A 20,604-nucleotide genomic window follows, 5' to 3' on the forward strand; every position below is an offset into this window, starting at 1 on the left:
AATCTCTTGTTTGTTAATTGCTATATCCCAGTATGAATAAGCTTCTTCCCATTTTTCACAAGCCATTAAAATCAAAGCTTTAGTTTTGTTATCTTTAATTTGTTCAAAATTTATATCAGCATTATTGAAAAATATTGATGGTTGATATTGATGGTAACTCGCTTCGGCTAAAATTTGGTACGCAATATTTTTATGTTTGTTGTAACCAAGTAATAAAATTCTTTTCGAACGTTCTATAGCACTGTTCCAGTCTCTATGATAACTAGACATTAACATAAACCTTTTCAAAATTTCTAAATCAACAAATTTATTTGTTGAAGGCTTATCTAAATTTTTGATGGCTTGAAAAATTCGCTCACAACATTTTCCATCTCTAAAAGGATAAAGATTTTTTATTCTAGATATGTATGGTTGTTCAATAATAAACCCATTACGAACAATTTTATCTATAGCTTCAATTAACTCATTTTCTTTGGTCACTACTGGACCAAATCCATCTTTTCTAAAATCAAAATATCCTTTAGTATAAGTATGTTTCCCTGAATAAAACTCATCTTCATCAAATTGATAATAAATAACTTGTTTTTCCAAAAAAGCCATATCAAAAGCAACAGAGGAATAATCAGTTACCAATAGTGACGATTTTAAAAATAAATTTTGTATACTCTCATCTTGAGATTTCCATGTTTCAATATAAGCAGGCAATTCAAAATTATCAAGATAAGGCTCTATATTTTTATGTGGTGCAAAAATTATCTTAATATTTTTATTTGAAATTTCTTTCAACCTTGAATTTTTTAAAAAACTTTGCCAATAAATTGCATATTGCGTTAGCATAAAATTAGAATTTATATCTCTTTTAAACTGTCCTAATTTAGTCGCAGGTAAAATATAATTTCTCCATGTGGGCATAATTAAAATAATTTTATCATTTGATGAAAATTTTTTATGTTTAAAAAAAAGGGAATCATGCCTTGCTAAACCTGTTAAAACCACTTCTTTTGCTGTCAAATAGTATTGTTGATTAAACGTAATAGAGTCTTTTTCCGCTTTAGTACTTGTAATCATTAAATCAATATTAGGTTTACCATTTAACCATGTTGATAAATCTTGACTTATTACTCCATGTTGCAAAAATACAAATTGTTGTTTTATCATAGAGTTATCACTAAAAAAATTATGGATATGTTTCTCTGCATGACTACTGATAATCTTAGATGCTCTTTTTAATAAAAATTTATGTTGTGCAGAATTAAACTCTAGTAATTTAAAATTATCTGCTTTTAATCTATTCCAATCATGAGAATCTTTTGAAAGTACATAATAAATTTTTTGTTCAGGATGATTTTTATTTATATATCGATATAAGTGCTCAGCGTTATCGTCTGCTTGAATATCTCTATCCATTAATATCCAATGTTCATCTTGGTTTTCAGGCAATAATTTTTTTAGGTGAGTAAATAAACTTTCTCTAGTTAATTTATTAAAAACTTGACCAGAAAGTGAAATTCTCGACAAAATACCGTTAATTATTATTTGAAAATTATTAAAATGATCAGGTAATTTTATCCACATTTTATTTGTTGTAACAAAATACTCTGCAGCGAAGGTATGCCGCTTCTGTTTTATGTATCTTGGTATTGTATCCTCACCATCAAACATCACAGAAATTACACTATCTTCAAAGGAATTATAAGAAATCAATATTTCTTGTTTAGCTTGATCAAATCTCTCGATATAAGCTGTTTGTTTAAAACTATCATCATTTTTAAATGCCCCCAACATTCCTATTTTAAAGAATAACCAGATACCAGCCAATTCAAAGTCTAAAATTACTTTTCTATTAATATATCTAAAAGTTTTTTTTACATTTTGATGAAATTTTTTCTTTTGTTCTTCGTCTAAAATTTCCAAAGGAGATGGATTGTTCAAAAGATACTTACAATACCATGATAAATCATATAATACTTGTCGTTGAATAAACTCTGGTACTTTTCCTTGCATTTTGTTATGATAAAATTCTAGAATAAAAATGTAACCATATTCAAATATATCTAGATATTTGCGAGTATCTTGCCAAGATTTATCAATAGTTGAAGACTCATCTGCTCTTTTCCTGTAATAATATTTTGCGTTAGGTATAAAAGCAGCCTGAAGAGATTGCATATAGAATAAATATTCCGAAATAAATCTTGCATCCTCAAATGTAGGTTTCACTTTCTTATGAAAAAGTAAACCATTATTAATAATTATTTTTAAATCAAAAACAGAAGAACTAGCGGACATAATAATATTTTTTTCAAGATTACTTCCAGAAGTATATACAACGCCATTTTGGAATTTATATTTCAAGGCATGAGTGTCGCTATATTGTCTAGATTTTTCATAAAAAAATACTAAATTACAATTAATAATTCCTAAGTTAGGATTATTATCAATAGTTTTAGCAATTTCTTCGAAATAATCTAAACAGATAAAGTCATCTGGATCAATGAAGCTTACCCATTTTGTTTTCGCAAAATCCATACCTAAATTACGTGCAGATGCTTGCCCACCATTTTCTTTGTGAATATAGGTAATATTATCAGGATATTTTTCTACCCATTCATGAATAATTTTTGCTGAGTTATCAGGAGAATCATCATCAACCAAAATTAAATGAATATGTGATTTAAAACCAATTGTCTGATTTACCAGACTCTTAAAATAATCATTTAGATATTTTTCCACACCATATACAGCTGATATAACCGTAAATACTTGTTCAGTTTTATATCTTCTTTTCGGAGTGTATTTTAATATGTTATTTTTTCTTTTTTGATACATATCAGAGAAAAAGATCTTAGGATTTCTCTTGAATTTTTTCCATTTTTTATCTATTGACATAGTAATATAATCCTTATACATGGTCACAACAACCCAACATTATTATTGTAATTATTTGTAAATTAATAATAAAATTACTAGGTATAAAAAGACTTTAAAAAATTCATTAAATCTTTTTGATACTGTAATCCTATTTTTTTTGTTAGAAAATCATTTGCACAAATAGAATGTGGCAGCATTTTATTATTTTTATAATACAAAATACGGTAATTTGTATTAGCAAATGCTGAACGAATATTAAAGTAATAACAAATATCACGAGCCAATATTGATTGGCTTTCAAGGTACATCATCCATGGCACTAAAAATGTAGCTAAATTAATATCATTATCAGCTCTAAATTTATTATTAATAAATTCCTCAATATCTTTATAAAAATAATCCCATGCAAAATTAAAATAAGTTTTTTTTAACGGTATGTATGTATGAACTAAGGGAATATTTATATCTTTTCCATACTTTTTAAATAATAGTCTTCTAGAGTTTAACGATGCTAATAATGTAGGAGTACTAATTCCTTTTTTGAGCATAACATCTAAATTTTTATTATTTAGGAATAGAGATGATAAATTATTGCCACTTAAAAAATGAGATTTAGGTAAATCTCTAGCGACAAAGACATCATCATTAAAATAAATAAAGTTCTCTGATAAATTAGGTATATTATGTAGATGAGCTTCTATCACATGAGAATTAAAAGTAGGAAGATGTTTTTTATCAATTATTTGATTATGATCAACAATAACAACTTTATCAGGTAACTTAAATTCTGGGATTTGATTGTCCGTAACTAAAAATATATTTCTTACCCATGGCATAAAATTTTTAATACTTTTAATCACATAATACAACTCGCCATGATATTCAAACCGTGCATTATCTATGGAGATGGGATTAATGCCATTAATTTGTTTATTTTTATAATATTCAAACTTTGCTACCCAATCAGGAGCTTGATTATTTACCCATGTAATAACTACATCAACAGGTTCATTACATTCATTTGCAGTAATATCATATAATCTAAAATCATTTTCAATCAAAATATTTTCATGCAATAAATTATGGCCTTGTTCATCTAAGGACAATGGGTATTTTTTTATAAAATAATCTCTAAAAAATATTCCCGGATTTTTTAAAAGTTTATTAAGTTTACTCATATTATGAATCTAATGTATATCAATAGTAAATTTGTTATAACAGAGTCTTGGTTATTTTTTCGAAATAAACATTATTTTGAATAACATATAGTTTTAATATCAATTCATCATTTTGATAAAACGATTCTTTAAAATCCTCACTTTTAAGTTCACTATAATATTCTAATTTATTGAAAGTTAATTTTATCTGTAATTTATAAGTCCCATCAGGAATATCATCAATTGATAAACCTTCATTTCTAAAACTTAACATACCTGCTTTATCATAACTAATATAATCACCATTAAATAACTTCCTACTAATTTCCTTTATTATCTGAATAATAACCATCCACGTTGATATTTGCCACTGTATATTTCATTTATGTTTTCTCTTATGAATAAACTACTCAATATTTAACTTAAAGTCAGCATAATAAATAGATCCCTTAATTTGAGATTTATTACACAAATAACTACGATATCTTTCAAACAACTGAGTGTTGGGTTTCTGCCTTTCCTTCCAAAAACGGTCGAGCCCGTTTTGAAAAGTTAACCCTTTTATATCATAATGTGCTTTACCGAGAGCAATAACAGGTAATCCATGAATCAAAGCTGAAAGTCCACAAGTACTGTTAACTGTTACCAATCCAATTGCTTTTCTAAGTAAAATTGGCATAGGAACGCCGAGGATATATATCACCCGTTTACTAACATCATAACGACTAGCCAATTTTTTTATTAATCGGTTATAATTATTAAAACCTTCATCCATCGGATGATGCTTGATTAGTAAATAGCTTTTTTCATCAGCAAATAAAGAAAATGAGCGTATAACTCTGAAAATATATGATTTCATAGAGTGATAATGACTATGCACTTGAATTTGAAAATCTTGATTGCATTGCAAAGGAAAAATATAGAATGGTTTATACTCATTGTTAATAACATTTTTTATCAATCTAGGTTTTATTAACCTTGATTTCAATTTTCTAATTAAAGCTAAAGCCCAATGGGAAGCATAAAAAGATAATGATGTTTTCCTATGGTGTATATAATTAGAATATTTATATTTCTTTAATAGCATAAAAATATAATAAACAACACTGTAGTAAATCATTGAATAATAATGAGATTTACCATTATTTTCATCTATAGAGGTAATTTCAACATTCTGATAAAAATCATGATTTTTGGGTAAGAGAGAAAAACCATTAACCCCATCTTTCTCAAAAGTAATATAATGAGGTCTAAGATAACCTTCTTCAAACACCCAAAATGACAAATTTGGATTAGAATCTACTACTGACTTGGCTATTTTATGATAAGTACGGCAATCACCAAAAACAACAATGGCATCGATAGTATGTTGTCGAATGTAATTTTCCAAAAATTGAGGGAAGGCCTCAATCGAGTCATAGAAAGAAACACTATTACATGGATAAAAATGCTCATCACCTCCATTTAAATTTATTTTGAAAACATTATTGTTAAAATTTTGTAACCAATCTGCAACTTTGTTAAAGAAAGGACCTACAGGACCTTGTAACAATAGTATATTTCTCTTGGTATGGGCTAGTTCGTGTAAATAGTGGCTCATTTATATCCATTATGTATCAAGTAAATTCTATTAATTATCCATATTTTAAATATGAAACTCATAAGCTTTCAATTTAAGGTCATAATCGCTAATTAGCATCAACATTTACTTTAGTATTTAAAAATAATTTTAAAATACTCTATTACTTTATCATAAATTTATATTAATTTGTAATTTTTTATTAAAAATATTGAAAAAATCAATTTTCTCAATAAAAAAACTGAATACCACTTTTTTTCTAATCAGTAAATGAATTGTAAATCCCCCCCCAAACCTAGTACACAATTCACGTAGAAAATTAAGCTGCTTGTTTTAGTGTTTTATACTCTATCGGTGTCATGTTATTTAATGCCTCATGCGGTCTTTCCGTGTTATCAATCGTTAACCATTCTTCGGTTATTCTCCTTGCTTGTGCTAAGTTGTTAAAAAGATATAAATCGAGTACTTCAGTACGATAGGTACGATTAAATCGTTCAATATAGCCATTTTGATAAGCGCTACCAGGCTTTATATAATCAATGACTATATCATGTGATTTAGCCCAGTTTATAAAGGTTTTTCCTGTAAATTCTGGTCCATTATCGACTCGTATTTTTAATGGATACCCATGATATTCGGCCAGTTTATCTAAGTAACGGGTAATTCTTCCTGCTGGTAAGCTTACTGCAATATTAATACCTAACGCCTCACGATTAAAGTCATCGATGACATTGAATGTTCTAAAGCGACGTTGATTACGGCTACTATCACTCATAAAATCCATTGACCAACATTCACCTTGTTTATTAGGCACCAATAGCTTTTCCGGGCATCGTGGAGGAATGCGTTTTTTACGCTTTACTCTGAGATTAAGCTTTAATTCACAATACACCCGATACACCCGTTTATGATTCCATTTATAGCCGAGCTTTTTGATACGATTAAAGCATTTAGGAAAGCCCCAGCGTAAATGCCGGTCAGTGATAGCACTCAACACCGAAATAATCACTGAATCATCCTGTAACTTAGGTTGATAATAGTAAGCACAACGGCTTAAGCCAACAATGGCACAACTCATAGCAATACTAACCTATTGATTTTGTTGTGGTTGCTGTGCCCACGTTTTACGTGCCGTTGTGGGCACTAAAGCTTTTTTATGATTTCTTCCTGAAGCTGTGATTTTAAGCTCAGTTCGGCAAACATCTGCTTAAACTTGCGGTTTTAAGCTTCAAGCTCCTTTAAGTGTTTGATATCCGAAGTTTCCATTCCGCCGTATTTTTCTCGCCATTTATAAAAAGTTGAATTACCCATGCCATATTTATGGCACAGCTCTTTAACGGAAAGACCAGCTTCAGCTTCTTTTAAAATAGCTACGATTTGATGTTCAGTCATTTTTTTCATCATTAAATCCCCTCTTCTTTTATCATAGAGAATTTTCTACCTTTTTGCTGTACTATTTTAGGAGGTAGTTACAATTGAAGCTTTTTGTGCCTTTAACCAATAAAAATGAACGTTATAAAACCATTTGTTATAGTATTAAACTCTGGTTAAAGTCGAAAAATCTATTGAAGATAAATTAAGACGGCAAGCTAAACGCTATAACAAAACCTATCCGGGTGAAATGCTACACGTTGATACCAAACGTTTACCTTTACTTAAAAATGAAACAACTCAGCGTTTTCCTACAAATAAAATTAATAAAGTCTAAAATTTATATCATATTAATTTAATTTCATATTATAAATAAGAAAAATAATCTGCTTTAACTTATTGAATTGTTTTTTTAACCAAAATTGTCTAATTTGTTTTGAAGTTTTCAATTTTTTATGATTTAAGCAATTAATCAAAGTTTCAGGATCAGTAAAATTTAAAGAATCAGGATGAATATAAATAGCATAATCATACATTACAATATAAATTAATTCGTGTAGTGTTAACTCTCTATTTCTTCTAAAATTAGGGTGCATATCAATTGTTAATCCCCAGCCTGAGTAAAATGGTTGCCCATAACAAATGACGCGTTTGTTTCGAATTAGAGCTTCAAATCCCGCTAGAGAAGTGATTGTATGAATTTCGTCAACCTGCTCAATGCAATCAATAATATCAACAAACTCAATGATATTATCAACATATTTTTTTATTTCGGAGTCATTAACCTTTCCTATTCGATTACCACTTAGAACATCAGGATGTGGTTTATAGATAATATAATCGTTGGGATTATTTTCTCTTACTGTTTTTATTAGTTCTAGGTTTGTTTTTACAACAGGCGAACCGTATAAAATGGAAGCATCATCTTCAACCTGTCCAGGTATTAAAATGATTTTTTCTTTGTTCCCAATAGGCCTAATATTCATTTTCTTACCAACATTGTATTTTCCTAATTTAGTTACAATTAATAAATCTTGTAGTGAGCTAGCTTTTTCTTTTTCTTCTTTATTAACGTTTTTATTTAATAATAAAAATTCTAATTCACTCATGCTCTGAGAATTAAAATAAATACCTAATTTATCAATAACCAGTGAATAAGGCATAACTAGATTAGATCCTAAACCAATAGAACGGATAAAACCATCTTCAATACGAAATGCATTCATACTGTTAATAATTGGAAGTAATGCTTTTTTTCCTTGTCCCCATATTAATAATTTTTCAGTTTTAACTTTGTTTTCTATATCTTTATCATTAAGAATTTTTATATATCTACTGATTGAATAGAATCGACATTTTACAGAAGGTAGTCTTAAATAAGGTAATAATACTTGTTTCTTCCAGAATGAAAATCCAACTAAGTTAATCGTACCTCTAAGTTTATTATTGAGTGTTTTGATTTTTATTAAATAGTTAATAACATCAAATATAGTTCCTTTTTTGCCTGTATAAGGATTAATGTATTTACAATATAATATATAGCTTGCGGTGAACAACTCTAAGACTGTAGCTTGAGTTCTTCTATTAATTACTCGTAAATGGTTTATATTTTTATGCCGATCATCGGTAACTCCCCAACCAGCATACCAGGGCAAACCAAAGGTAATAACCTGTTTACCTAATAAAAGTGCTTCAAATCCCATATGCGATGTAACAACATAAACTTTATTAACATGTTTAAGTAATGAAAAAGTATTTACATCTTCACTAAATAAAATAACAGACTTTTGACCAGCTATTTGAGTTAAATAGCCTTTCTTATATCCATTGATTACATCTGTATGGGTTTTTACATAAATTGTCGAAGATGGATTCTCTTCAATTGCGCAATTTAGCATTGATATAAAAGTTTGTTGACTTGCTCCTCCTAATTCAACAGCCATATCTCCAAAAGTTTGATCAATCACTAACACTTTTTCATTTTGATTGTTAGTTTTATCTTTGAAACCACTAAAATCAGAAGCATGATTATATTTCGTTAACTGTGCTTCAATAATTAATTTTAATGCAGAAGTTGCTTCTTTAATATGTTGATTTAAAATTATTTTATTTTTAATTAATATTTCTAATTCTGAAGGTTTTCTCGAATCATAATAAATTCCAATATTATCAGCAATAAGTGATAGTGGAGGATAGCCTTCTAGTCCTAGACCAATAGAGCGTAAAAAACCATCTTCAAGAGTAATAAATGGTAGTAAATGTTTAGTTGCATATGCCCTAGCTTTAATTGTCGTTGGTCGATATCCCCATCCAGCAACAGCATCAATTTTATTTTTAGTATTTTTATTACTAAACGATAGATCAGAGAAAAAGTGACTAATACTTTTTATAGTTAAAATTTTTTTTGAAAAAACTAGGACATTTTTCATTTAGAGTGCTGTTAATAAAAAGGTTATGTAATTTTCTGTTGATTATTATGGTAAATGTAAGCTTGTTCAATCGTATCAAATTGATATAAGTAACCAGCATCAAGCACCATAGCTCTATCACAATAATTTTTTATAGCATTCATGTTATGTGAAACTAAGATAAGAGCGCGATCTTTTTTATTTTCAAATAATTCTATTTTACATTTTTCTGTAAATCTAGAGTCACCAACGGCAATTACTTCATCAATTAAATAACAATCAAACTCAATTGATAAAGACAAAGCAAAGGCTAGGCGAGCTTTCATTCCTGAAGAATATTTTTTTACTGGCTCATATAAATAATCACCTAATTCCGCAAAATTTTCAACATATTCTTTCGTATTCTCAATGTTACATCCATAAATTCGACAAATAAATCTTAAATTATCCATTCCCGTTAAACTACCTTGAAATGCACCAGAAAAAGCTAATGGCCAAGAGACTGACATATTTCTTATTATTGAACCTGTAGTTGGTTTTTCTATTTCACTTAGAAGTCTAATTAGTGTAGATTTACCCGCACCATTACACCCTAAAATACCAATTTTTTCACCTCTATGTAAAAAGAAATTGATATTATTGAGGACCGTTTTATACCCTTTCCTAGTTAAGTATTGTTTACTTACATTCTTAACAATAATCATCAATTACCCTCAAGAATATAATCTTCATTAATTTTTACCAGAGTTAATCCCAAAAATAACAAAACAATATTACAAAAAACTAAATAACTCACACTTTGATGTGTTATAACTGAGGGACCAAAATATCCGGATCGAAACATTTCTGTTCCATTTATTGGCGGAATATAAAGCAATAATTTTTGAATTTCATGGGGAAAAGTGTCAACCCAAAAAAAAGCTCCAGATAAAGGCATAAGTAGAAAACTTAAAGTTCCCCACATTTTATTGAAAACTTCATATTTAGCAGATAAAACAAAAATAATTAAACTTAGGCCTAAAGAAAACCAACACATTAATCCCCAAGCACACAGCATATAAAAAGGATCATAAGGTGTAGCAATTAGTCCAGCAAATATAAAAATTGATATAACAAATACTTGAGCTGCACTAGCTCCAATCATTTCAAGAAGAAGTCGTGCGTAGACTAAATCTAAAATTTTAATATTACGATGATATAGCAACGCTTGATTGGCGGTTACTGCGCTCTTTGCTCTAGATGAAGCATTACGCCACATCATTACCATTGGATAACCAGTTAATACAAATGCAACAATGTTAAGATTTGATATAGCGTTTATTTTAAAAAAATACCACATTAAACTTATTAGAAAAGTTAGTGACATAGGTTCAACAAATAACCAAAGAAACCCAATATTGTTACGCCCATAACGAGTAATAATTTCTCTTAAAATTAAAGCATTTAATACATTAATTTGTATTTTTAATGAACGTACAAATGAAGTTTTAGTAACTACTTCAGCCATTAATCTTTATGCTCTCTTATACCAGCTATGAACAAATTAATAATGCCATATACTAGAAAACTAATTATAAACGTTGCAATGATGTTATATATACGTGCAGGTTTAAATGAAACATCAGATACACTAGGCTGTTCAATTCGTTCAAGATAGAGTTGCTTTTTTGTAATCTCAACTTGAGCATTACGTAAAGATAAAGTAGCCGCTTCGAATTGTTGTTTGGCCACAGTGTTATTAATTAATATCTGTTGATATTCGGCTAAATTCGCATCCTCATTTTTATTTTTTTGAAATTCAGCAAGCGCTTGAGCCTCTTTTTTCATTTGTAATTCGGCATTTTTAAGTTCTGATAATGATGCTGTTATGAGATCTTGTTTAGCTCGTAAATTTATTTGATTAACAAAACCTTCAGCTTGTTTTAATAATTGTTCGTTAATTTTGAATGCATCTTGCATATCAAAAGCATTCACATTAATAGTAGCAATACCAGTTGAACTATCAAAATTAACACTTATCATATTACTCATATATCTAAAAAAATACTCTTTTTTATTATAATAATTAAGGTTAAATCCATTAAAACGGGATATTATATCTCCTTTTTTTGTATACCATTCTTGTACCGGTAGAATTTTTTCAACAGCAGATAGGGCATCTCTAGATTTTATATATGATAAAACTACGTATGAATCATCATTAGAACGTGAAAGACCAACTTTTGAAAAAAAACTACCCAAACCACCCAATGATGATTGAGTATCCGAAGAACGTATAATATATGTTGCTTCAGATGTATAAATATTTTCAGCAACTAATCCAAAATAAATTATCGATAGTAAAGTTGGTAATGATACAATTAGATGCAATAACCAACTTTTTTTTCTTTTAAAATTTAAAAACATAAAATCTCACTAGTGTAATAATTAAAAACTTATTCACTAATCTGGTTAATTTGATTAACAACTCCAACACCCGGTGAGAAAATCGCATATAAGAATTTTTGTAGTTCTAAAATTGGCGCAGATGCAACGTAAACAATATCATTATTCTTAATTTGAAAATTCTTCATTATAAATAATGAGTTAGGATTATTTAAATCTATTTGGAACACCGTAGGTACAAGTTCTTTCTTATTATCAATTGACAAGGTGTCTTGATACCTAAATACAAATACACCTCGTGCATCAGATTGACTATCTCGTAAACCACCAATACGAGCTAATGCTTGAGACAAATTTATTCCAACAGCTTCAAACCTAATTTCTTTAGTTGCCCCTATCGCACCCATTGAAATGAAAGAGCTAGGTTTATTGATCAAAGTAATAACATCATTTTTTTGAAGTTGAACATTAAATTTAGGATTGGATAATACCAAACTTAAAGGAATTTTATTAACTTTATTATTTCTAGTAATTTGTATTAAAGTATCTTTAATATCATACATACTATTACCCAACATGGCAATAGCATCTAACAGTTGTTCGCCTTTAGCTGTTATCGGTATTTTACCACTAAATCTATCACCAATAACTATAGCACTTGACGAACGTTTTTCTAAAACAGAGACAATTACTTGTGGTCGGTTTGCAATACCAGACAGCCTCTCAACTATCTCTTTTTGTATTTGCGTAGGAGTTTTATTAACAACATTTATATTGCCAACAAATGGCAAAGAAATAAATCCTTGAGAATCAACAACGACTATTGGTAATTCAGTTAATCCTGTTTTTGGTACACCTGTATCACTTGAACCTGTAAATAATATTGCTGGAGGTGTTTCGATTACAGAAATTTTAATGCTATCGCCTTTCCCTATATTATCTACTATTTTTTTATCTTGATTGCCTCTTTCATTGATAAATTTCGTAAAGTTAAATGAATTATTTTGGGAGACTTTTATATATTCAGGTGAAATATTCAAATTGACAATTTTAACTTTGCTATAAATTTTATCTACTTCAGAGCGCTGTTTATTCATATTTTTTATAGATGAAAAATTTGGTCCCGAATGAGGTAATAAAGTACAACCGCTTAAAATAATTGCTAGCGTGATTGGAAGAAGGGGTGGTAATTTCAAAACAAATTTCCTTATTCATCAATTAATTATATATTTTCAAGGTGCGTTAGATTACAAATTCACACTTATTATTATTTAATAAAACATTTTATTTATAATTTAAAAAATAGACAAATTTACTACAAATATGCATTGGAGGAGACTCCATTGGCCACATCCCACACACATATTTTTTACTTTGGCTGCTTCCTTCCGGACCTGACCTAATGAGCAAAAAAATGTTGCAAGAGGACCCATAGAGCCTCCATAGAAGAGAGGTATTATGCTTGAATTATAAAATTTTTACAACTACTTTTTATTAAAAAGTAGTTGTTTGACCCCTTTTTAGTTGTTATATCAAGAAAAAAGCTATTATTTATGATGACAGTATTTAATTCAATGATTAGATTACTAAATTTTTCTCAACTCGCTCTCTAAATTTTATACCAGGTCTGAATGTAACAACTCGGCGGGCTGAAATATCAACACTTTCACCTGTTTTTGGATTTCTACCCGGACGTGAATTTTTATCACGTACTGTAAAATTACCAAATCCAGATAATTTAACTGGTTCCCCTTTTTCTAAAGCCACTCGAATCTCTTCAAAAAATAGCTCTACAAGGATTTTAGATTCTTGTCGATCAATATTAAATTTTTCGGCAAGACGATCTGCAATATCAGCTTTAGTTAATGTCATATTATTTATTCTCTTAATAGGGCTTTAAAACGATTTTGTAAGGCTGCAACGCACTTGCTTACAATATTAGTTATGTCTTCTTCTTCAAGCGTGCGTGATTTATCTTGTAAAATCAAACTAATAGCAATACTTTTTTGATCTTCTTTGATATTTTCACCTTGATACACATCAAAAAGAGTCACTTTAATAAGTTGCTCACCACCCGCTTTTTTACACTCTAAAATAATATCCGCTGCTGGTATTGTATTTGAAACAATAATTGCTATATCACGTTTATTTGACGGATATTTGGATAAATATTGAGCTACAGGCACTTTCCTTTCACTAATTTTAGCTAAATTTATTTCAAAAACAAGCGTTTTACTATTTAAAGACAATTTTTTTTCAATTTCTGGATGTAAAACGCCTAAATGACCTAATAACTCATCATTTAAATAAATCGCTGCGCTTTGTCCTGGATGTAAAGCAGGGAGTTCAGATTTTTTAAACTGTATTTGATCACCGCACCCTAAAAGAGAAAAAATTGATTCAAGATCACCTTTGAGATCATAAAAATCTACGTTTTTTTTAGGGAGTTGCCAGTGTTCTTCATATAAATTACCAGTAACAATACCTGCTAACATTAACTCCTGACGTACGCCAAATTCACAATTTTCATCAGGAATAAAACGCAATCCAGTTTCAAATAATCGGGCACGCGTTTGTTGACGATTTTGGTTATATAGTATCGCATCTAATAACCCAGACCAAAGCGATAAACGCATAACTGACATTTCACTTGAAATCGGATTAGGTAATTTAATTTCTGGATATTCAGGATATAATATTTGCTGAACTTTTGGATCAACAAAGCTATATGTCACCGCTTCCTGATACCCTCTATCAACCAATAAATCCTTTACTCTACGTAATGGGATTTGACTTTCTGGTTTCGGTTTCATTACTGATTCAATTTTCAAATTGGCATTTGGGATATTGTTATATCCGTAAATACGGGCAACTTCCTCAACTAAATCTTCTTCAATTTGCAAATCAAAACGCCAACTTGGTGATTTTACAATCCAAACATTGTCTTTATATTCAACTTCACAACCGAGTCTAATTAAAATATCGGTAATCTTTTGTGTTTCGATTGTATAACCAATAATGCGATCAATTTTATTACGTCGCAATTGGATAGTTGCTTGTGCAGGAAGTTCAGCTTCATGTGTCACATCAATAACTGGACCTGCTTCTCCACCACAAATATCAATTAATAATTGGCTTGCTCGTTCCATTGCTGTAAATTGTAAGAAAGGATCAACTCCTCGTTCATAGCGGTGTGACGCTTCTGTATGTAAACCGTATTCACGTGCTTTACCTGTTATAACTAATGGATTGAAGAATGCTGCTTCAAGAAATATATCTTTGGTTGTTTGTGTTACACCAGATTTTTCACCACCCATAATCCCCGCTAGCGCTAAGATTTTTTGGTGATCGGCAATTACTAAAGTTTTATCATTAAGTTTAACGTCATTACCATTAAGTAAAGTCAGTTTTTCATCTTTGCTTGCATAACGAACAATTATGCCCTTTTCAATCTGCGATAAATCAAATGCATGCATTGGATGGCCAATTTCTAATAATACAAAATTAGTTATATCAACAACGGCATCGATTGAACGAATTCCACCACGACGCAACTTTTCTTTCATCCATAGTGGCGTTTGAGCATTAACATTAATATTTTTAATTACCCTACCCAAATAGCGAGGTGATGCTGTGGGTTCATCTATTTTTATTGATACTGTGTCGGAAATTGTTGCCTGTACACTGTTAACTTTAAGTGCTTGCATTGGAATATTGTTAACTGCAGAAATATCTCTAGCAATCCCAACAATACCAAAGCAATCAGCCCTATTAGGTGTTACACTAATATCAATTGTGACATCGTTTAAATTTAAATATTCACGAATATCTCGTCCCAAAGGAGCATCATCAGGTAATTCAATAATACCATTATGTTCATCAGCAATCCCCAGTTCTGAGTATGAACATAGCATGCCTTCTGACGGTTCACCTCGTAACTTAGCTGATTTGATTTTAAAATTACCTGGTAAAACAGCCCCCACTGTAGCACATGCAACAGTCAAACCTTGTCGACAGTTTGGCGCGCCACAAACGATATCAAGTAATTCTTCTTTGCCTATATCAACTTTTGTTACACGAAGTTTATCAGCATTCGGGTGCTGCATACATTCAACGACTTTACCAATAACGACACCTGTAAAGTCACCTGCTACTTTTTCGACATCATCAACTTCTAAACCAGCCATTGTTAATTGATCAGCTAGCGTTTCGCTACTAATTTCTGGATTGATCCATTCACGTAGCCAACTTTCACTAAATTTCATGTTTTGATCTCCAGAATTAATTAAATTGCTTTAAAAAACGTAAATCATTTTCAAAGAAAGAACGCAAATCAGTGACGCCGTAACGTAACATAGTTAATCGTTCTATCCCCATACCAAATGCAAAACCACTATAAACTTCAGGATCAATGCCTACATTACGTAATACATTAGGATGAACCATTCCGCAGCCTAAGACTTCTAGCCATTTACCATTTTTAGCTTTAATATCAACTTCAGCCGATGGTTCTGTAAATGGAAAGTAACCCGGCCTAAAGCGTATTTCCATATTATCTTCAAAAAAGCAGTGTAGAAAATCATGCAATAACCCTTTTAAATGTGTAAAACTGATATCTTTATCAACCAGCAAACCTTCCATTTGATGGAACATTGGTGTGTGTGTTTGGTCATAATCATTTCGATATGTTCTTCCAGGAGCAATTATTCGAATGGGTGGTTTTTGATTTTCCATTGTGCGAATTTGTACTGTTGAAGTTTGCGTTCTTAATAAGCGTTTTGCATCAAACCAAAATGTATCATGATCTGCACGAGCAGGATGATGAGCAGGAATATTTAATGCATCAAAATTATGGTAGTCATCTTCTATTTCTGGACCGGTTTCAACAACAAAACCCAGTTCACCAAAAAAATCAACTAATCGATTAATTGTTTTTGTAACTGGATGTAATCCGCCTAGTTCAAGTGAGTTGCCAGGCAATGTAATATCAATTGTTTCATTGGCTAGTTTTGCATTAAGAGCCTGACGCTCTAAATAATTGCGCTTTTGATTCAATAGCTGAACAACTTCTTGCTTTGCATCATTGATTTTTTGACCCACAGATGGACGTTCATCGGCAGGAACATCACGTAAAGAAGCCATTTGCATTGTAAAATAGCCTTTTTTACCAAAATATTCCACTCGAATTTGTTCGATCGAATTAATATCATTAGCACTTTCAATAGCGGATTTGGCGTTATTCACCAGTTCAACTAATTGAGACATACAGTTCTCCTGCTTATTGTGTTTATTGCATAAAAAAAGCCTCTTTTGAGGCTTTTATAATTATTTTTTGTTTTTTCTTTGCCTCACGAGTTAGTATTGCTAAAGAAACCAAAAAAGAAACAAAAAATAACTATATTCATAATAAATTTACTCTTAACATATTAAAATTGAATGATAAAAGCCGAGATAACTCGGCTTTTATAAAGCTATTATAGTGCTGCTTTTGCTTTTTCAACTAATGCAGCAAATGCATTTTTGTCAAATACAGCAATATCAGCTAAGATCTTACGATCAATTTCAATTGACGCTTTCTTTAAACCATTGATAAATCGGCTATAAGAAAGACCGCATTGACGAGCTGCAGCATTGATACGAACAATCCATAATTGACGGAATTGACGTTTACGTTGGCGACGGTCACGGTAAGCATATTGTCCAGCTTTAATTACAGCTTGGAAAGCAACACGATATACACGTGAACGAGCTCCATAATAACCTTTTGCTTGTTTTAAAATTTTCTTGTGACGTGCACGAGCAATAACACCACGTTTAACACGAGCCATAAACTATATCCTCTAATAATTAATCAAAACTTAAACGTATGGAACACACGCAGTAACTAAACCTAAATCGCCTTTTGACACAGTAGTCAAACCACGTAAATGACGTTTACGCTTAGTTGATTTTTTAGTTAGGATATGACTCTTGTTAGCTTGCTTATGCTTAAAGCCACCAGAAGCTGTTTTTTTAAAGCGCTTTGCTGCGCCTTTTACAGTTTTAATTTTAGGCATTTTATTAATTTCCACTTCGCATTGTTAATAAAAACAAAATAATGGTGTAGTTTTCAATAGTATCAAAATCTAGCTTGTTGAACCATTATTTCTTCTTCGGCGCTAGCACCATAATCATTTGTCGACCTTCAATCTTAGTTGGATAAGATTCAATAACCGCCAAATCAGCTAAATCCTTTTTAATACGATCAAGCATTTCAGAACCTAACTGTTGGTGAGCCATTTCACGACCACGAAAACGTAACGTTACTTTAGCTTTATCGCCATCTTCAAGAAAGCGAATCAGGCTGCGGAGTTTTACCTGATAGTCGCCTTCGTCTGTACCAGGTCGGAACTTAATTTCCTTAACCTGAACAACCTTTTGCTTCTTCTTCTGCTCTTTTGTTGCTTTACTCTTTTCATAGAGGAACTTGCCATAATCCATAATTCGACAAACAGGTGGCTCTGCATTAGGGCTTATTTCAACTAAATCTAAAGTTGCTTCTTCAGCTTGTTTTAAAGCTTCATCTAAGCTTACTATACCGAGCTGCTCACCATCGACGCCGGTTAACCTCACCTCACGAACTGTAATTTCATCATTGATTTTATGTGCTCGTGTTGACTGAATTCGTTTACTGACTTTAATATCTCATTCCTCCAAATTAATTTATCATTAATTCATTTGTTCTAATGAACGACTATGAATTTCGTTAAGCAACAATTCTATAACATGTTTCACTTCAAAGCTACCAAGATCTTTACCTTGACGAGTTCGAACTGAAATTGTTCCTGATTCCATTTCTTTGTCTCCACAAACAAACATATAAGGAACACGTTTTAGAGTATGCTCGCGAATTTTAAACCCTATTTTCTCATTTCTCAAGTCCGCTTTTGCTCTAATGCCAACTTTTTGTAATTGTGCGGTTAATTGTTTGGCATATTCAGCTTGATTATCGGTAATGTTAATTACTGCAACTTGCAATGGAGCAAGCCAAGTAGGGAAAAAACCTGCACAGTTTTCAGTCAAGATACCCATAAAACGCTCCATAGAACCTAAAATAGCTCTATGAATCATAACCGGGACATGACGTTCATTATCTTCACCTACATAAGTCGCATCTAAACGTTCAGGTAGCATAAAATCAAGCTGAACTGTACCGCATTGCCATGCTCTACCTAAACAGTCATGCAAGGTAAATTCTATTTTTGGGCCATAAAAAGCGCCTTCACCTGGTAAATATTCGAATTCAATGCCATTTTCTGTTAAACATTCAGCTAAATCTTTTTCAGCAAGATCCCAAGTTTCATCCTTACCAATTCGTTTTTCAGGACGGGTTGATAACTTAACAGTAATATCATTAAAACCGAAAGTACTATAAGTATCATAAACCATTTTGATACAGCTATTTACTTCACTGCGAATTTGATCTTCAGTACAAAAGATATGTGCATCATCTTGTGTAAAACCTCGAACGCGCATCAAACCATGTAAAGATCCTGAAGGTTCATTACGATGGCAACTACCAAATTCCGCCATACGTAATGGTAAATCACGATAAGATTTTAAGCCTTGATTAAAAATTTGTACATGTCCTGGACAGTTCATTGGTTTAATACAATATTCACGATTTTCAGAAGAAGTAACAAACATTAACTCTTTATAATTACCCCAGTGACCTGTTTTTTCCCACAAAACACGATCCATCATAAATGGACCTTTTACTTCTTGATAATCGTATTCTTTCAATTTAGTGCGAACAAAAACCTCAAGCTCACGGAAAATAATCCAACCATCATTATGCCAAAACACCATACCAGGCGCCTCTTCTTGCATATGATAAAGATCTAGTTGCTTACCAATTTTGCGATGATCTCGTTTAGCGGCTTCTTCTAAAAATTGTAAATAGCTATCAAGTTGTTTTTTATCTACCCATGCTGTTCCATAAATACGTTGTAACATTTTATTATCACTGTTACCGCGCCAATAAGCTCCAGCAATTTTTTGCAATTTAAAATGATGGCAAAAACGCATATTAGGTACATGTGGTCCACGACACATATCAATATATTCTTCGTGATGATAAAGAGCTGGTTTTGAATCTTTTGGAATATTTTCATCTAAAATAGCAATTTTGTATGGTTCATGTCGCTCCCAAAAAACTTCTCTAGCGCGCTCCCAACTAACCACTTCTTTTTTTACTTCATAATTTTTTTTAGCCAACTCATGCATGCGTTTTTCTAGTGCATCAAGGTCTTCCTGAGTTAAAGAGTGATCTAAATCAACATCATAATAAAAACCATTATCAATTGTTGGACCAATAGCCATTTGTGTATTAGGCCATAGTTGTTTAATTGCGTGACCCAATAAATGTGCACAAGAATGACGAATAATTTCGAGTCCATCTTCATCTTTGGCTGTAATGATGGCTAATGTTGCATCTTGATCAATGACATCACAGGCATCTTTACGCTCGCCATTTACACGCCCAGCTATACAAGCTTTAGCAAGACCTGCTCCAATACTTTGAGCAACTTCTAAAACAGTAACGGGTTTATCGAATTGACGTTGGCTTCCGTCAGGAAGAGTAATAATTGGCATAACAAATCCTTATAACAGTGGTGCGCCACACGAAAGCGCACTTGCTTACTTAAAAAATAGGTCGAATATACTACCACTTATCATCTGGATTTAAAATAGAAAGAATCATATTAATATGAAGCTTAATAAATATACTAAAACACATAGTTACCGGAAACTTTTTTACAAATAAATGGTTATTTTTGTATAACAAAGATTATAA

Annotated in this window: 16 protein-coding genes, 1 other RNA gene and 1 pseudogene; all 18 read right to left on the reverse strand. The window is 31.0% G+C overall.

Going from position 1 to position 20,604, the window contains the following annotated elements; genetic code table 11:
* The coding region (locus ACGH49_RS06430) for a CDP-glycerol:glycerophosphate glycerophosphotransferase (protein ID WP_411588702.1) at positions 1 to 2,886 on the reverse strand (2,886 nt) is incomplete at its 3' end.
* 77 nt (positions 2,887 to 2,963) lie between these two features.
* Complete coding sequence (locus tag ACGH49_RS06435) at positions 2,964 to 4,046, reverse strand: capsule biosynthesis protein CapC (protein ID WP_411588703.1); 1,083 nt, start codon at positions 4,044 to 4,046, stop codon at positions 2,964 to 2,966.
* A gap of 34 nt (positions 4,047 to 4,080) precedes the next feature.
* Positions 4,081 to 4,377, reverse strand: coding sequence for a hypothetical protein (locus ACGH49_RS06440; protein ID WP_411588704.1), 297 nt, complete (start codon positions 4,375 to 4,377; stop codon positions 4,081 to 4,083).
* Positions 4,378 to 4,431: 54 nt separating this feature from the next.
* Positions 4,432 to 5,625: a capsule biosynthesis protein gene (locus ACGH49_RS06445; protein ID WP_411588705.1), complete on the reverse strand. Its 1,194-nt coding sequence runs from the start codon at positions 5,623 to 5,625 to the stop codon at positions 4,432 to 4,434.
* A gap of 298 nt (positions 5,626 to 5,923) precedes the next feature.
* Positions 5,924 to 7,008, reverse strand: a pseudogene (locus tag ACGH49_RS06450) (IS3 family transposase).
* A 317-nt stretch (positions 7,009 to 7,325) separates the two neighbouring features.
* A complete protein-coding gene (locus ACGH49_RS06455; protein WP_065608450.1) occupies positions 7,326 to 9,404 on the reverse strand; it encodes a capsular polysaccharide biosynthesis protein in 2,079 nt (692 codons plus the stop codon).
* Positions 9,405 to 9,427: 23 nt separating this feature from the next.
* On the reverse strand, positions 9,428 to 10,087 hold the full coding sequence (locus tag ACGH49_RS06460) for an ABC transporter ATP-binding protein (RefSeq protein ID WP_065608448.1): 660 nt from the start codon (positions 10,085 to 10,087) through the stop codon (positions 9,428 to 9,430).
* Positions 10,087 to 10,890, reverse strand: a complete 804-nt coding sequence (locus ACGH49_RS06465; protein ID WP_065608446.1) for an ABC transporter permease — start codon at positions 10,888 to 10,890, stop codon at positions 10,087 to 10,089. Before ACGH49_RS06465 ends, ACGH49_RS06460 begins: the two co-directional genes overlap by 1 nt.
* Positions 10,890 to 11,789 carry a hypothetical protein gene (locus ACGH49_RS06470; protein ID WP_065608444.1) on the reverse strand — a complete coding sequence of 300 codons (900 nt, stop codon included), beginning with the start codon at positions 11,787 to 11,789 and terminating at the stop codon, positions 10,890 to 10,892. The genes ACGH49_RS06465 and ACGH49_RS06470 overlap by 1 nt, the downstream gene beginning before the upstream one ends.
* A 29-nt stretch (positions 11,790 to 11,818) precedes the next feature.
* Positions 11,819 to 12,964, reverse strand: coding sequence for a polysaccharide biosynthesis/export family protein (locus tag ACGH49_RS06475; RefSeq protein WP_411588708.1), 1,146 nt, complete (start codon positions 12,962 to 12,964; stop codon positions 11,819 to 11,821).
* Between the two features lie 142 nt (positions 12,965 to 13,106).
* Positions 13,107 to 13,202, reverse strand: an RNA gene (ffs, locus tag ACGH49_RS06480) — signal recognition particle sRNA small type.
* A gap of 144 nt (positions 13,203 to 13,346) precedes the next feature.
* On the reverse strand, positions 13,347 to 13,640 hold the full coding sequence (locus ACGH49_RS06485; RefSeq protein ID WP_034913150.1) for an integration host factor subunit alpha: 294 nt from the start codon (positions 13,638 to 13,640) through the stop codon (positions 13,347 to 13,349).
* Positions 13,641 to 13,645: 5 nt separating this feature from the next.
* The gene (gene pheT, locus ACGH49_RS06490; RefSeq protein WP_411588710.1) at positions 13,646 to 16,033 is read right to left on the reverse strand and encodes a phenylalanine--tRNA ligase subunit beta; all 2,388 of its coding nucleotides are present in this window, start codon (positions 16,031 to 16,033) and stop codon (positions 13,646 to 13,648) included.
* Positions 16,034 to 16,049: 16 nt separating this feature from the next.
* Positions 16,050 to 17,033, reverse strand: a complete 984-nt coding sequence (gene pheS / locus ACGH49_RS06495; protein WP_034913145.1) for a phenylalanine--tRNA ligase subunit alpha — start codon at positions 17,031 to 17,033, stop codon at positions 16,050 to 16,052.
* Between the two features lie 209 nt (positions 17,034 to 17,242).
* Positions 17,243 to 17,596 (reverse strand): 50S ribosomal protein L20, encoded by a 354-nt coding sequence (gene rplT / locus ACGH49_RS06500; protein ID WP_024496189.1) that lies wholly within the window; start codon positions 17,594 to 17,596, stop codon positions 17,243 to 17,245.
* A 30-nt stretch (positions 17,597 to 17,626) separates the two neighbouring features.
* Positions 17,627 to 17,824 (reverse strand): 50S ribosomal protein L35, encoded by a 198-nt coding sequence (gene rpmI / locus ACGH49_RS06505; protein ID WP_034913143.1) that lies wholly within the window; start codon positions 17,822 to 17,824, stop codon positions 17,627 to 17,629.
* An 85-nt stretch (positions 17,825 to 17,909) separates the two neighbouring features.
* On the reverse strand, positions 17,910 to 18,449 hold the full coding sequence (gene infC, locus ACGH49_RS06510) for a translation initiation factor IF-3 (RefSeq protein WP_411588787.1): 540 nt from the start codon (positions 18,447 to 18,449) through the stop codon (positions 17,910 to 17,912).
* Positions 18,450 to 18,476: 27 nt separating this feature from the next.
* Positions 18,477 to 20,402, reverse strand: coding sequence for a threonine--tRNA ligase (gene thrS, locus ACGH49_RS06515; RefSeq protein WP_411588712.1), 1,926 nt, complete (start codon positions 20,400 to 20,402; stop codon positions 18,477 to 18,479).
* Between the last annotated feature and the right edge of the window lie 202 nt (positions 20,403 to 20,604).

Source organism: Gilliamella sp. BG7, assembly GCF_046635565.1.
Lineage (GTDB): Bacteria > Pseudomonadota > Gammaproteobacteria > Enterobacterales > Orbaceae > Gilliamella > Gilliamella apicola_P.

What these genes read in the sequence shown, in the direction of transcription:
- ACGH49_RS06435 (WP_411588703.1), bottom strand. Translation starts at nt 4,046, where the DNA reads ATGAGTAAACTTAATAAACTTTTAAAAAATCCGGGAATATTTTTTAGA.
- ACGH49_RS06440 (WP_411588704.1), bottom strand. Translation starts at nt 4,377, where the DNA reads ATGGTTATTATTCAGATAATAAAGGAAATTAGTAGGAAGTTATTTAAT.
- ACGH49_RS06445 (WP_411588705.1), bottom strand. Translation starts at nt 5,625, where the DNA reads ATGAGCCACTATTTACACGAACTAGCCCATACCAAGAGAAATATACTA.
- ACGH49_RS06455 (WP_065608450.1), bottom strand. Translation starts at nt 9,404, where the DNA reads ATGAAAAATGTCCTAGTTTTTTCAAAAAAAATTTTAACTATAAAAAGT.
- ACGH49_RS06460 (WP_065608448.1), bottom strand. Translation starts at nt 10,087, where the DNA reads ATGATTATTGTTAAGAATGTAAGTAAACAATACTTAACTAGGAAAGGG.
- ACGH49_RS06465 (WP_065608446.1), bottom strand. Translation starts at nt 10,890, where the DNA reads ATGGCTGAAGTAGTTACTAAAACTTCATTTGTACGTTCATTAAAAATA.
- ACGH49_RS06470 (WP_065608444.1), bottom strand. Translation starts at nt 11,789, where the DNA reads ATGTTTTTAAATTTTAAAAGAAAAAAAAGTTGGTTATTGCATCTAATT.
- ACGH49_RS06485 (WP_034913150.1), bottom strand. Translation starts at nt 13,640, where the DNA reads ATGACATTAACTAAAGCTGATATTGCAGATCGTCTTGCCGAAAAATTT.
- pheT (WP_411588710.1), bottom strand. Translation starts at nt 16,033, where the DNA reads ATGAAATTTAGTGAAAGTTGGCTACGTGAATGGATCAATCCAGAAATT.
- pheS (WP_034913145.1), bottom strand. Translation starts at nt 17,033, where the DNA reads ATGTCTCAATTAGTTGAACTGGTGAATAACGCCAAATCCGCTATTGAA.
- rplT (WP_024496189.1), bottom strand. Translation starts at nt 17,596, where the DNA reads ATGGCTCGTGTTAAACGTGGTGTTATTGCTCGTGCACGTCACAAGAAA.
- rpmI (WP_034913143.1), bottom strand. Translation starts at nt 17,824, where the DNA reads ATGCCTAAAATTAAAACTGTAAAAGGCGCAGCAAAGCGCTTTAAAAAA.
- thrS (WP_411588712.1), bottom strand. Translation starts at nt 20,402, where the DNA reads ATGCCAATTATTACTCTTCCTGACGGAAGCCAACGTCAATTCGATAAA.